General features: G+C 68.0%; 12 protein-coding genes. 3 read left to right on the forward strand and 9 right to left on the reverse strand.

All coding sequences use genetic code 11. The features are described from left to right. Nucleotides 1–2: 2 nt before the first annotated feature. The 8 genes from C5B97_RS10305 to C5B97_RS10340 all read right to left on the reverse strand — a co-directional run bounded on the left by C5B97_RS10305 (nucleotide 3) and on the right by C5B97_RS10340 (nucleotide 8292). On the reverse strand, nucleotides 3–884 hold the full coding sequence (locus C5B97_RS10305) for a shikimate dehydrogenase (RefSeq protein WP_104311968.1): 882 nt from the start codon (nucleotides 882–884) through the stop codon (nucleotides 3–5). Beyond that, the gene (gene mltG, locus C5B97_RS10310; protein ID WP_258068127.1) at nucleotides 877–2130 is read right to left on the reverse strand and encodes an endolytic transglycosylase MltG; all 1254 of its coding nucleotides are present in this window, start codon (nucleotides 2128–2130) and stop codon (nucleotides 877–879) included. Before mltG ends, C5B97_RS10305 begins: the two co-directional genes overlap by 8 nt. Beyond that, nucleotides 2075–2572, reverse strand: coding sequence for a Holliday junction resolvase RuvX (gene ruvX, locus C5B97_RS10315; RefSeq protein ID WP_219819811.1), 498 nt, complete (start codon nucleotides 2570–2572; stop codon nucleotides 2075–2077). Before ruvX ends, mltG begins: the two co-directional genes overlap by 56 nt. A gap of 1 nt (nucleotide 2573) precedes the next feature. Continuing rightward, the gene (alaS, locus tag C5B97_RS10320) at nucleotides 2574–5243 is read right to left on the reverse strand and encodes an alanine--tRNA ligase (protein WP_104311971.1); all 2670 of its coding nucleotides are present in this window, start codon (nucleotides 5241–5243) and stop codon (nucleotides 2574–2576) included. A 74-nt stretch (nucleotides 5244–5317) separates the two neighbouring features. Next, nucleotides 5318–5512: a Na+ dependent nucleoside transporter N-terminal domain-containing protein gene (locus tag C5B97_RS10325; protein WP_104311972.1), complete on the reverse strand. Its 195-nt coding sequence runs from the start codon at nucleotides 5510–5512 to the stop codon at nucleotides 5318–5320. A gap of 38 nt (nucleotides 5513–5550) precedes the next feature. Next, nucleotides 5551–5964: a DUF948 domain-containing protein gene (locus C5B97_RS10330; protein WP_104311973.1), complete on the reverse strand. Its 414-nt coding sequence runs from the start codon at nucleotides 5962–5964 to the stop codon at nucleotides 5551–5553. A 176-nt stretch (nucleotides 5965–6140) separates the two neighbouring features. Beyond that, on the reverse strand, nucleotides 6141–6770 hold the full coding sequence (rpsD, locus tag C5B97_RS10335; protein ID WP_068484404.1) for a 30S ribosomal protein S4: 630 nt from the start codon (nucleotides 6768–6770) through the stop codon (nucleotides 6141–6143). 196 nt (nucleotides 6771–6966) lie between these two features. Continuing rightward, nucleotides 6967–8292, reverse strand: a complete 1326-nt coding sequence (locus tag C5B97_RS10340) for a replication-associated recombination protein A (protein ID WP_104311974.1) — start codon at nucleotides 8290–8292, stop codon at nucleotides 6967–6969. A gap of 69 nt (nucleotides 8293–8361) precedes the next feature. Between C5B97_RS10340 and C5B97_RS10345 the strand changes: the two genes are divergently transcribed. The 3 genes from C5B97_RS10345 to C5B97_RS10355 all read left to right on the forward strand — a co-directional run bounded on the left by C5B97_RS10345 (nucleotide 8362) and on the right by C5B97_RS10355 (nucleotide 11133). Beyond that, entirely contained in the window at nucleotides 8362–9141 is a 780-nt protein-coding gene (locus tag C5B97_RS10345) for a peptidylprolyl isomerase (protein ID WP_104311975.1), read from the forward strand. Between the two features lie 148 nt (nucleotides 9142–9289). Beyond that, complete coding sequence (locus tag C5B97_RS10350; RefSeq protein ID WP_104311976.1) at nucleotides 9290–10522, forward strand: DUF349 domain-containing protein; 1233 nt, start codon at nucleotides 9290–9292, stop codon at nucleotides 10520–10522. Between the two features lie 71 nt (nucleotides 10523–10593). Then, a complete protein-coding gene (locus C5B97_RS10355) occupies nucleotides 10594–11133 on the forward strand; it encodes a hypothetical protein (protein WP_181026973.1) in 540 nt (179 codons plus the stop codon). Here C5B97_RS10355 and C5B97_RS10360 read toward each other — a convergent pair. Then, on the reverse strand, nucleotides 11120–13354 hold the full coding sequence (locus tag C5B97_RS10360) for a bifunctional (p)ppGpp synthetase/guanosine-3',5'-bis(diphosphate) 3'-pyrophosphohydrolase (protein ID WP_104311978.1): 2235 nt from the start codon (nucleotides 13352–13354) through the stop codon (nucleotides 11120–11122). The two genes, C5B97_RS10355 and C5B97_RS10360, sit on opposite strands and share 14 nt — an antisense overlap. Between the last annotated feature and the right edge of the window lie 54 nt (nucleotides 13355–13408).

The following is a 13408-nucleotide window of genomic DNA, read 5'->3' on the forward strand; positions in this document are numbered from 1 at the left end:
GACTATTCTGACACGCGCAGCGCGGCGCTCCGCATCGCGGCCCGCACCTCGGCCTCTCGCGGCAGCCGTTCGGACACCCCGCGTCCCGTGAAGAGACGCACTTGCACGAGAGCCTGCTCGAGCAGGAGCTCGAGTCCGGAGACGACCCGTCCGCCAGCAGACAGCCAGCGCGACGCGAGATTCGTCGGCCACGGGTCGTAGAGCACGTCGAACAGGAGTGCTCCGTCGACCCAGGCCTCATCGACCAGGAGATGGTCCTGGTCACCCGGGATGGTGTTGACGACGAGCTCGGCGTGCTTGGACTCGGCCGGCAGGGCGTCGAACTGGGCGAAGGTCAGCACGTCGACGCCGACCCCGAGCGATGATGCCAGCGTGGCCAGCTCCCGCGCGCGCTCGGGCGCGCGGACGACGACACGCAGCTCAGACGTGCCGAGGGAGGGCAGCGCTGCGACCACGGCCGCCGCCGTGCCACCGGCCCCGAGCAGGCGGACCCTCGGCGCAGCCTCCATCCCCGCACCGTTCAGCGCGGCGACGAACCCGAGCACGTCCGTGTTCCACCCACGAGCGGCGCCGCCTGCGTCCGGATCGTCGAAGACGAGCGTGTTGACGGCCCCGATCTCGACAGCGGCCGGGGCGAGCCAGGAAGCGAATTCGTGCGCCTCCTGTTTGAGGGGCATCGTGACGGAGAACCCCCGCCACCCCGGTCCGCGCGTCGACATGAAGCCGGCGAGCTCGCCTTCCGGAACGTCGAATCGCTCGTAGCGCCAGTCCAGCCCGAGCTCCCTGTACGCCGCGGCATGGATCGCCGGCGACTTCGAGTGGTCGATGGGCGAGCCGAGGACGGCGAGCCTGGTCTCCGGCGAGTCCACGCCTGCCTCAGCCATATTCGGGGTGATCTTCCATCCACGCGAGCCACTTGGCGACCGCGACCTCGTGCTCCTCGAACGTCTCGGAGAAGATGGTCTCCCCCGTGTCGAGGTTCCAGGTCACGAAGTACACCCACGGCCCGTCGGCGGGGTTCACGGCAGCATCGATAGCGATGTCACCCGGGTTCGAGATCGGCCCCGCGACCATCCCCGGATGCACGTAGGTGTTGTAGATGTTCGCAGCGTCGGCGCGTTCCGCATCGCTCGTCGAGACTCGGTGCGTGTTGCCGGTGCCATAGGCCACCGTCGCGTCGGACTGCAGGAGCATGCCCATGTCGAGCCTGTTGAGGAACACCCGCGAGACCTTGTAGTAGTCCTCGCGGAGGCCCGCTTCCTTCTGGATGAGCGAGGCCAGGCGGATCGTGTCCCAGCGTGCCTCTGGAGCGACGCCGTGCTCGTCGAGTGACTGGAACATGCGGTCGACCAGCGTCTTCAGCACCGTGTTCGCGTCGACGCCGGGGTCGAAGCTGTAGGTCGCCGGGAACAGGAACCCTTCAAGGGTCGTCGCCTCGGCGGGGAGTCCGAAGTTCGCCGGGATGGCCGCCGCCTCGAGATCGGCGACGGGAATGCCGACGCCACCCTCGATGAGTGCGTAAACGTCCTGGAGCGCTGTGCCCTCCGGAATCACGACGGTCGACTCCTGGCGGTTCGCGGGGTCGAGCAGCGAGGCGAGCGCGGATTCGGCGCTCATCTCCTCCTGCATTCCGTAGCTGCCTGGGATGAAGACCGGATCCTCGGGCTGCGCGAGCACCTCATCCACGAAGGCGCCAGGGGACTTCACGATGCCGACCTCGGCGAGTCGCTCGCCGATGGAGGTGCCGGTGTCGCCGGATTCGATGGTGAACGCCATCTCCGTGCCGTTCCCGCTGCCCTCGAAGTCCGCAGAGGACGCACCACCCCCGAACAGGCTGCGCAGCTGGGAGCCGAAGCCGAACCAGACGACCGCCGCGCTCACTGCCACGACAACGACGAGCACGAGGATGACGATCAGACTGCGCTTGCCCTGCTTGACCGCGGCCGACTGGCGCCTGCGGTTCCCGCCGGACCTTCGCGGACTGCCGTCGCCTGCGTCCGCCTGCTTCGCGGTCTCGTCGGAGAAGAGGTCACCGAACGGATCGTCCGGGGTGAATCGCTTGCGACCTTCTTGGCTACCTGGGGGCTGGTTGTCCGTCAGAGTCCTGATCCTTTCGGGAGAGGAGCTCACCCGGCGCACGTCCGGATTGGCGCTCCGCGTCGAGCGAGGTCTGCAAGATGACGACTGCCGCCACCTGGTCGATGATGTTCCGAGATCTGGAGGCCTTCCGGCCCACGTCGCGAAGCTGCCGGCTCGCGCTGACCGTCGTCAGACGCTCGTCCACCAACCTGAGTGGAACCGGAGAGTGGGCGGCGATCTGCTCGGCCACCGCCCGCGCGTCCGCAGTCGATGCGGTCTCGGCACCTGAGAGCGACAGCGGGAGGCCCACGACGATCTCGATGGCGCCGTACTCGACGACGAGCTCCGCGATCCGCCTGGCGTGGGCATCGCCCTTGGCTCCGTCCCGCGGCACCGTTTCGAGCGGCGTCGCGAGCATTCCGTGCGGGTCGCTCCTGCTCACGCCGACGCGGGCCTTGCCCACGTCGACGCCGAGGCGCGTGCCTGGACGGATGTCAGCCATTCGCGAGTTCAGTGCGGATCGCGGCGAGCGCGTCGTCGAGGCGCTCGACGTCGGTGCCGCCGCCCTGCGCGACGTCCGGCTTCCCGCCGCCGCCTCCGCCGAGGATCGGGGCCGCGATGCGAACGAGGGCGCCTGCTGCGGCCCCAGCGTCACGCGCGGCCGGGTTGGTGGCGACGAGCACGATCGGCTTGCCGTTGGAGGCGGCGCCGAGCGCGACGACGGCAGGTCGGTCGCCGAGCTGCTCGCGGACGGCGAGCGCGAGCGAGCGGAGCTCGTCCGCGCTACGGACCTCGCCGAGGTGCTTCGCCACGAGCAGGACGCTCCCAGCGGAGCTGGCCTCGGCGGCGATCGCGGGCACGCGCCGCATGGCCTCGGCGGCTTCGAGCTCCGCGATGCGCTTCTGAGCGGCCTTGAGGCTCGTCGCCAGGTCCTGGACGCGGTCGGCGAGCTGCTCGCGTGGGGCCTTGAGGTTGCTCGTGAGCTGCGAGACGATGGCGCGCTCGACGGCGAAGTCCGCGAAGGCGTCTCGCCCGACAAGCGACTCGATGCGGCGGTTGCTCGAGCCGACGGAGGACTCCCCCACCAGGTTGACGATCCCGATCTCCGACGAGCTGCCGACGTGCGTGCCGCCGCACAGCTCTCGCGACCAGGGGCCGCCGATGTCGACCATCCGCACCCGGCTGCCGTACTTCTCGCCGAACAGGGCGCGAGCCCCGAGCGACTTGGCCTCGTCGAGGTCCATCTCGCGGGTCGTGACGACGTGGTTGGCGCGGATGGCGTCGTTGACGATGCCTTCGAGCTCGGCCTTCGTGTCGTTCGTGAGTCCCTGGCTCCAGGAGAAGTCGAGGCGCAGGTACCCGGCCTTGTTGTACGAGCCGGACTGGTGGGCGTCGGGTCCGAGCACGTCGCGGAGCGCGGCGTGGAGGAGGTGCGTCGCCGTGTGGGCCTGGTTGGCGCTGCGACGGTATGCCGGGTCGACGATCGTCTCGACGCGATCGCCGACGGCGACCTCACCGGAGACGATGGTGACGGTGTGGCTCACGAGGCCCGCGATGGGCCGCTGGACGTCGACGACGTCCGCGACGAGTCCGCGGGTGGCTGAGGTGATCTGGCCAGAGTCTGCTTCCTGTCCGCCCGACTCCGCGTAGAGCGCCGTGCTGGCCAGGATGATCTCGACCTGCTGTCCGGAGCTGGCGCTGACGGCGGGGTGACCGTCGACGATGAGCCCGAGCACCTCGCTCTCGTGGGTCAGGTCGGTGTAGCCGACGAACGTGGTCTCGCCCAGCGAGCGGAACTCGCTGTACACCGAGACGTCGGCAAGGGCGGAGCGCTTTGACTTCGCATCCGCCTTCGCACGCGTGCGCTGCTCGCTCATCAGCCGCTCGAACGCCTCGCGGTTGACGCTGACGCCCGCCTCCTCGGCGATCTCAACGGTGAGGTCGATGGGGAAGCCGAAGGTGTCGTGGAGCTTGAACGCGGTCTCACCGGAGAGGTGCTGCACCCCGCTCGCACGCGTCTCGGTGACGGCGGTCTCGAGGATGGCCGTGCCAGCTGCGAGCGTGCGGAGGAAGGTCTCTTCTTCTGCGTAGGCGAGACGCGCGATGCGCGGGAACTCGTCCGCGAGCTCTGGGTAGGCGTCCTTCATCGCGTCTTTGGAAGCGGGCAGGAGCTGCGGGAGGCTGGCGCCTTCGAACCCGAGGAGGCGCATGGCTCGGACGACCCGGCGCAGGAGGCGTCGCAGGATGTACCCGCGTCCCTCGTTGCCCGGCTCGACCCGGTCGGCCATCAGCATGAGCGAGGAGCGCACGTGGTCGGCGACGACGCGCATGCGCACGTCGTCCGCGTGGGAGGCACCATAGGCCTTGCCGGAGATCTCAGCGGCCTTGTCGAGGACCGGGCGAACCTGGTCGATCTCGTACATGTTGTCGACGCCCTGCTTGATGAAGGCGATGCGCTCGAGGCCCATGCCCGTGTCGATGTTCTGCTTCGGGAGGTCGGCGACGATCTCGTAGTCGTCCTTCGTGGTTCCCTCACCGCGCTCGTACTGCATGAACACGAGGTTCCAGATCTCGACGTAGCGGTCGTCGTCGGTTGCCGGTCCCCCGTCGGCTCCGTATGCGGGGCCACGGTCGAAGAAGATCTCGGAGCAGGGACCGGCGGGGCTGCCGGGGCCGCCCGCCGACCAGAAGTTGTCCTTCATGCCGAGGCCCTGGATGCGTGCATCCGGGAACCCCGTGACCTCACGCCAGATGCCGCGTGCTACGTCGTCCTTCTCGTAGACCGTGATCCAGAGGTCCTCCGGCTTGAATCCGAGCCCGCCCGCACTCTCCGGCGTGGTCAGCAGCTCCCAGGCGAACTCGATCGCGCCCTGCTTGAAGTAGTCGCCGAACGAGAAGTTCCCGCACATCTGGAAGAAGGTGCCGTGTCGAGGGGTCTTGCCGACTTCTTCGATGTCGTTGGTCCTGATGCACTTCTGCACGCTGACCGCGCGGTCGAACGGGGCCGGGACCACTCCCGTGAAGTACGGGATGAACGGAACCATGCCCGCGATCGTGAACATGATCGTCGGGTCGTCGCTCACCAGGGGCGCTGAGGGGACTGCGGTGTGCCCCCGCTTCTCGAAGAAGTCGAGGTAGCGGCGACGGATCTCGGCGGTTTGCATCGTGCTGTGTGGCTCTTTCTGTGGCGACTGGCGACGGGCGACGAGGCCCCCCGGGATGTGGGTGGGGTGTCGCGCTACTTGATGTCGGCGATAGCCGCGGTGAGGTCCTGCGTGCGCGCGCGGTAGCCCTCCGCCACGGCTTCGGTGAACTCGTCGACGCGTCCGTTCACGCCGGAGAAGAACGTGCGGCCTGCTGGGGTCGAGTTGACGAGGTGGGCGAGGGCGAAGCCTGCGGCGATACCGCCGATGATGCTGAGCGCTGTGCGCATGAGATCTCCTGGAACGTGGTGAGCGGGTGTCTGGCGGGTCAGCGCGTTGCGCGCTTCTTCGGCTTCTTCGGCTTCGAGGTGGACTTGACCGTCGCAGGTCCATCGCTCTTGAGGCTGGAGATGCCGGAGCGCACGGCGGCTGAGAAGCCGGCGAGCTTGATGAGGGGGCCGCCGACGGTCGCCGCGGTGAGTGCGACGAGGCTTGAGACGTTGCTCGTGGTCTCGGAGACGTGGGTCGTGATGCTGTCGATCTTCGCGAGCTGCTTGTTGGCCTCGAGCACGGTGACCTGCGTCTCGGCGAGGGTTGGCGTGATCGCGTCGACGGACTCGCGGATGCCGCTGCGCACCTCGTCGAGCACCCCGCCGAGCTTCAGCAGGGGAACAGCGAGCAGGAGGACGAGGATGAGGAAGACTGCGGCCGCGATGAGGCCGGCGATGTCGCCACCAGACATGGTGCTTGCTCCTTAGTGAGCGCGGCGCGTCGCCGCACGGATAGACGAACGCCGCAGCGCCGCAGGACAGACAAAAGGGCGGGTCATCTTGCGATGACCCGCCCCTATGTTAGTTGGCTCCGGCGGCTCGGGTTGCCCCGAACTGCCAGTTCCGGCGAACCGGAGCGCCAGCTTGGCTAGCGAGCAGCGTAGTACTCGACGACGAGCTGGACTTCACACGTCACCGGGACCTCGACGCGCTTCGGGCGACGCACGAGGCGCGCCTGGAGCGTTGCGAGGTCGACATCGAGGTACGCGGGGAGCTTCGGGAGGACGTCCGCGTGGCCACCGGCTGCGGCGACCTGGAAGACCTCGAGGGCCTCCGAGCGCTGCTTGACCTGGATGAGCTGTCCCGGCTTCACGCGGAAGCTGGGGCGGTCGACGAGCTTGCCGTCGACGAGGATGTGGCGGTGCACCACGAGCTGACGAGCCTGAGCCGTCGTGCGGGCGAAGCCCGAACGCAGGACAAGCGCGTCGAGGCGCATCTCGAGCAGCTCGACGAGGTTCTCACCCGTCAGGCCTGCCGCGCGACGCGACTCTTCGAAGACGATGCGAAGCTGCTTCTCGCGGAGCCCGTACTGGGCGCGCAGGCGCTGCTTCTCGCGCAGACGGACGGCGTAGTCGCTGTCGGTCTTGCGACGCGTGCGGCCGTGCTCGCCCGGTGCGTACGGGCGCTTCTCGAGCGCGCGCTCAGCCTTCGGGGTGAGCGCGATGCCGAGTGCGCGGCTGAGGCGCACCTTGCTGCGTGAACGTGAGGTCTTGGACACAATTGCCTTTCGAGCGAAGTTTGGCGCGCGTGAGCGCGCAGAAATGAAGTTGCTCTCCGCCAAGGCCATGCCCCGGCGTCAAACTTGAGCAGTGTCGCGCGTGCGTCGGCTACAGACTGCACGCCTTACTCCCAGACGCGCAGCCGCACGGTCCCGGGACGTAGACCGAGAAAGACTAGCACAGTGCGGTGTACCGTCACGTACCCGGCTTGGTGATGGCGCGGAGCTTCTCGAGCCTGGCAGCGATCTCGCGCTCTTCGCCGAAGCGAGTCGGCGAGTAGTACTCGCGCTGGCTCAGCTCGTCGGGGAGGTACTGCTGCTCGGAGACGCCGCGCGCGTCGTCATGAGGGTACTTATACCCCTTGCCGTGACCGAGGCGCTTCGCTCCTGCGTAGTGCGCGTCCCTGAGGTGCTTGGGAACGCGGCCGATGCCGCCCGCCTTGACATCGGCGATGGCGGCGTTGATGCCGGAGTAGGCGGCGTTGGACTTCGGTGCCGTAGCCAGGAACACGGTCGCCTGAGCCAGCGGGATCCGCCCCTCCGGCATGCCGATGAGCTGCACGGCGTCTGCCGCGGCGACTGCCATCTCGAGCCCACGTGGCTCCGCGAGTCCGATGTCCTCGCTCGCCAGCACGATGAGGCGCCGGGCGATGAAGCGCGGGTCCTCCCCCGCGACGATCATCCGCGCAAGGTAGTGGAGCGCAGCATCCGGGTCGCTCCCTCGGACGGACTTGATGAACGCGCTGATGACGTCGTAGTGCTCGTCGCCGTCCCTGTCATAGCGCAGGAGCGCCTGGTCGGAGGCGCTCGTGACGATCTCGGCGTCGATGGTCGTCTGCTCGGAGGCCTGCGCTGCGGCGGCCGCGGCCTCGAGTGTGGTGAGCGCGCGCCGCGCGTCTCCGGAAGAGAACTGCACGATGGCCCGTTTGGCGTCGTCCGCGACCTCGAAGACCCCTGAGAGTCCTCGCTTGTCGGTGGAGGCGCGGTCGATGAGCTCGATCAGATCTGCTTCGTCGAGCGGCTGCAGCGTGAGCAGCAGGCTCCTAGAGAGCAGCGGGCTGATGACCGAGAACGACGGATTCTCCGTCGTGGCCGCGACGAGCGTCACCCAGCCGTTCTCAACGCCTGGCAGGAGCGCGTCCTGCTGCGCCTTCGTGAACCGGTGGATCTCATCGAGGAACAGCACCGACTGGATGCCGTAGAGATCGCGTTGCGTGAGCGCCTCGTCCATCACCTGGCGCACGTCCTTGACACCGGCCGAGATCGCGGAGAGCTGCGTGAAGCGCTTGCCCGAGGTATGCGCGATCGCCTGCGCGAGCGTCGTCTTGCCCGTTCCGGGCGGACCCCAGAGGATCACGGAGGTGCCAGCCCGAGCGTCCTGCTCGGGGGATGCGAGCGCGCGGAGGGGTGACCCCGGGCGCAGGAGGTGCCGCTGACCGACGACCTCGTCGAGGGAACGCGGGCGCATCCGCACCGCGAGGGGCGCGGTTGTACCCGCCAGGCTTGGCGCGTCACCGGTCATGAGGCCCGATGTTAGTAAACTCCCCTCTGGTGCCTGCACGGCATGCTGAGGACAAGCGAATGAGGCACAGTGGCAACTTCGGAGAAGAACACGCGTGAACAGCGTCGGCGTACCCGCGAGTACGAGGCGCGCGTCGCCGTCCACGAACGGGGTGTCCGACGTCGCAGTCGAGACAACCGCGTCTGGACCGTCGCCCTCGTCGTCGTGGCGCTTGTCGTCGGCGCCCTGCAGGTCTTCTACTTCACCGGCGGCCCCGGCGCCCCAGCACCCGCAGCGGACGCGACCTCGACGCCTGCGGCCACGCCCGCCGGCGAGGTGCCAGACCCGGCCATCGCCGAGGCGCGCACCTGGACGGGCGAGCTGACGTTCAACGACGATCTCACGCTCGGCATCGAGCTCGACGGCGCGGCAGCTCCCCAGGCGGTCGCGAACATGGTCTCCCTCAGCGGTGAGAACTACTTCACGGACACCTCCTGCCACCGCCTCACGACCGAGGGGCTCTTCGTGCTGCAGTGCGGCGATCCGACCGGCACCGGGACGGGTGGGCCCGGCTACAGCTGGGGCCCGATCGAGAACGCGCCGGAGGACGGGGTCTACCCGGCCGGCACGATCGCCATGGCCCGCCAGGGCGGCAACGCCGAGAGCATGGGGAGCCAGTTCTTCATCGTCTACGAGGACACGACCCTCCCCGGTGACGCCGCAGGCGGGTACACCGTCATGGGTCAGGTCACGGACGGACTGGACCAGCTCATCACGGGCATCGTGGACGCCGGTGTCGACCCCGCTTCAGGGGGCGGCGATGGTGCGCCGGTCGCACCCGCGGTGATCACGTCGCTCACGCTCGAGTAGCGGGTCGGACCGCGCTGACGCGGCGACGGGACTCTCCGTCATCTGCAGAGACTGGGCATGCGCTGGTGAACGAAGCGTCCGCAGTGTCCTAGCATGGGGAGTCAGTCGCGCAAGCTGCGCAAACGCCTACCGTGAGGGAATACCCGCCATGTCTGCACTCCCCCAGAACCCGTGGGGCCGCGTCGAAGAAGACGGCACCGTGTACGTGATCGAAGAAGGGACTGAGCGCAAGGTCGGCCAGTACCCTGACGGCACGGCCGAGGAGGCTCTCGCGTACTTCGTCCGCAAGTTCTCTGACCTCGAGGGTCAGGTCTCGCTGCTCGAGCAGCGCGTCAAGAACGGCGCACCGGCCTCCGACATCGCGAAGTCGGCCAAGCACCTCAGCGCGCAGCTGAGCGACGCGAACGCCGTCGGCGACCTTGCGGCGCTCCGGTCGCGCCTCGACGCGCTCGGCGGGACGGTCAGCGAGCTCACCGAGCAGCAGCGCGAAGCGCAGCAGGAGGAGATCGCCGGGGCTCTCGCGGAACGCGAAGCGATCGTGGTCGAGGCCGAGCGCCTCGCCGCCCAGCCCCCAGCCTCCATCCAGTGGAAGCAGACGACGGCGAGCATCGACGAGCTCTTCACGAAGTGGAAGGCGCACCAGCAGGACGGGCCGCGCCTGCCGAAGGCCGAGGCCAACGCGCTCTGGAAGCGCTTCCGTGGTGCCAGGAGCACGCTCGAGCGCGAGCGTCGTGCGTTCTTCGCCGACCTCGACGCGAGCCACAAGACCGCTCGGGATGCGAAGACGAAGATCCTCGAGCGCGCCGAGGCGCTCGCCCCTCGCGGCGCGGACGGCGTGGCTGAGTACCGTCGCCTGCTCGACGAGTGGAAGGCCGCTGGCCGTGCTGGCCGCAAGTACGACGACGCCCTGTGGAACCAGTTCAAGGCGGCTGGAGACGTGCTCTTCCAGGCGAAGGGCGAGGTCGACGCGGCCGAGAACGTCGAGTACGCGGCGAACTACGAGGCCAAGGCAGCGCTGCTCGAGGAGGCGACGCCGATCCTCCAGATCACCGACCGCCGCGCGGCACGCGAGAAGCTCGCCGATATCCAGCGACGCTGGGACGAGATCGGCCGTGTTCCTCGCGAGAACTTCAAGTCGACAGAAGACCGCCTTCGCGCGATCGAGCAGCACGTTCGCAAGCTCGACGACGACCACTGGCAGAAGTCCAACCCGGAGCGCCAGGCGCGCAGCCAGGGCATGCACAGCCAGCTCACCGAGGCGATCGAGAAGCTCGAAGCCGAGCGTGCCGCCGCGGAGGCTCGTGGCGACAAGCGTGCCGTGAAGGAAGCCGAGGAGGCGCTCGAAGCCCGCCGCGTGTGGCTCGGGGCCATCGGCAGCTAGAACGTCGAGCGCTGTCCACAGCTCACCAGGCTGAGCGGCGCGAAGACCACGAAGTGGGGCAGGATGCGAGTGTGCATCCTGCCCCGCTTCGTCTGCTGCCCGATGTGGAGCTGCAGGTCATGAGGCGCGATGGCGTCGTCGTCCGCTTCGGTCACGCCTGCGCAGTCGCGTATGCGTCCGTGGCCGACCGGTTGACCCCGGGAGACCGAGCGGCATCGCTCGCTCCCCTGGTGATGGGAACCGCCGCGGTGGGTGGTGCCTCAGCCGTCTGGGTGCACGCGGGCGGACCTGCCCCGTCGGAGCTCACCATCTCCACGCAGCGTGGAGCGCGTCCGCCCAGGCAGCATCTCGTCGGCGTCCGCTATCGCTCCACCGCTCCGCCAGACGCTGCGGTCCGGCTCGTCGGCGGCGTGCGGGTCGTCGTGCCGTGGCTGGCGCTGTTCGATCTGCTCCACGACCCGACAGCCGACCAGGCGACCATCGAACTCGCCGTGAGGCGACTTGAACTGGATCCCGTCGAGCTGCTCGCGACCCACGTCACGCTGCGTCGGCCGTTCGCTGCTCTGGCGAGGAGACGTGCGACGTTGGCGACAGCTGCTACTGGGTCTTGACGCGGTACACGTCGTAGACGCCGTCGATGCGGCGCACGGCATTCAGCACCCGGTCGAGGTGCGTCGTGTCGCCCATCTGGAACGAGAACTTGCTGATCGCGAGGCGCGCCTTCGAGGTGTGCACCGTCGCCGAGAGGATGTTGACGTGGTGCTCGCTCAGCACCCGCGTGACGTCGCTCAGCAAGCCAGACCTGTCGAGCGCCTCGACCTGGATGTTGACGAGGAACACACTCGACGAGCTCGGCGCCCACTGGACTTCGATCATGCGCTCCGGCTCGCGGAGCAGGCTCGCCACGTTGTTGCAGTCGGCTCGGTGCACCGAGACGCCCTGCCCACGCGTGACGAAGCCGAGGATCTCGTCACCCGGAACCGGCGTGCAGCACTTGGCGACCTTGACGAGGATGTCGGGCGCGCCGCGGACGAGCACCCCGGAGTCGCTCGTGGTCGGGATGGTGGTGCCGGGCGTGAACTGCGGCGCCTCATCGGCGGCCGGGACGTCCTGCTCCTGCCGAAGCGCGGCCTGCAGCTTCTCCATGACGGATTGCGTCGAGACGTGGCCGTCGCCGACGGCCGCGTAGAGGGCGGTCACGTCGAGGTAGCGGAGGTTGGAGGCGACCGACGAGAACGCCTCCTGGACGTGGTCCTTGTTGAGCGGGAGGCCCGCCTTGCGGAGTGCCTTCGCGACGGAGTCCTTGCCCTGCTCGATCGCCTCGTCGCGGCGCTCCTTCGAGAACCACTGCCTGATCTTGTTCTTCGCCCTAGCGCTCGCGACGAACGCCAGCCAGTCCTGCTTCGGTCCCGCGTCCGGGTTCTTCGAGGTGAACACCTCGACGACATCGCCGTTCTGCAGTTTCGAGTCGAGCGGGAGGAGCCGCCCGTTGACCTTCGCGCCCATCGTCCGGTGACCGACGTCGGTGTGGATGGCGTACGCGAAGTCGACGGGTGTCGCCCCTGCGCTGAGACCGATGACCTTGCCCTGCGGTGTGAAGACGTAGACCTCCTTCGCGCCGAGGTCGAAGCGCAGCGAGTCGAGGAACTCCCCCGGGTCCGTCGTCTCCTGCTGCCAGTCGCTGAGGTGCTTGAGCCAGGCCATCTCGGTCTGGGTCTCATCCGCCTTGTCCTGCTTGCCCGACTGGGCGTTCTGCTTGTACATCCAGTGCGCCGCGACACCGAACTCGGCGCGGCGGTGCATCTCGACGGTGCGGATCTGGATTTCGACCGGCTTGCCGTCCGGCCCGATGACCGTCGTGTGCAGCGACTGGTAGAGATTGAACTTGGGCGTCGCGATGTAGTCCTTGAACCTGCCGGGCATCGGCGTCCACCTGGCGTGGATCGCTCCCAGCACGCCGTAGCAGTCGCGGACCGAGTCGACGATGAGTCTGATGGCGGTGAGATCGTAGATCTCGTCGAAGTCCCGTCCGCGGACGATCATCTTCTGGTAGATCGAGTAGAGCTCCTTGGGGCGCCCGTAGACGTCGCCGCGCATCTTCAGCTGGCGGAGGTCGGACTGCACCTCGGCGATGACGCGCTGGACGTACTTCTCGCGCTCCGGCTGCCGGTGGGCCACGAGGTTCTTGATCTCTGAGTAGATCTTGGGATTGATGACGGCGAACGAGAGGTCCTCGAGCTCGTTCTTCATCGCCTGGATGCCCATCCGGTGCGCGAGCGGGGCGTAGATCTCCAGGGTCTCCTTGGCCTTGCTCTTGGCCTTCTCCGGCGACATGAAGCCCCAGGTGCGGGCGTTGTGGAGACGGTCGGCGAGCTTGATCACGAGAACGCGGATGTCCTTCGACATCGCGACGACCATCTTTCGAACGGTCTCCGCCTGCGCGTTGTCGCCGTATTTGACCTTGTCGAGCTTGGTGACGCCGTCGACGAGCATCGCGATCTCGTCACCGAAATCGGAGCGGAGCTCGTCGAGCGTGTACTCCGTGTCCTCGACCGTGTCGTGGAGCAGGGCTGCTGCCACGGTGATCGAGCCGATGCCGAGGTCGGCGAGGATCTTGGCGACGGCGACCGGGTGGGTGATGTACGGCTCGCCGCTGCGTCGGAACTGCCCCTCGTGCGCATCCTTCGCGACCTCGTAGGCGCGCTGCACGAGCGCGGTGTTGGCGCGGGGGTCGTGCTTCCTGAGCGATTTGAGAATCGGCTCGAGAACGTGGACAGGCTGCTTCGCGAACATTCTCGGCATTCGCCAGCGCAGCGAGGAAACTTCGCTCATGCAGCACCTCCATATGCATCATCACCCTGGCCTGCGTGAATACGCGGACCAGGG

The organism is Pseudoclavibacter sp. RFBB5 (genome assembly GCF_002931555.1).
In the GTDB taxonomy this organism is placed as follows: Bacteria; Actinomycetota; Actinomycetes; order Actinomycetales; family Microbacteriaceae; genus Pseudoclavibacter.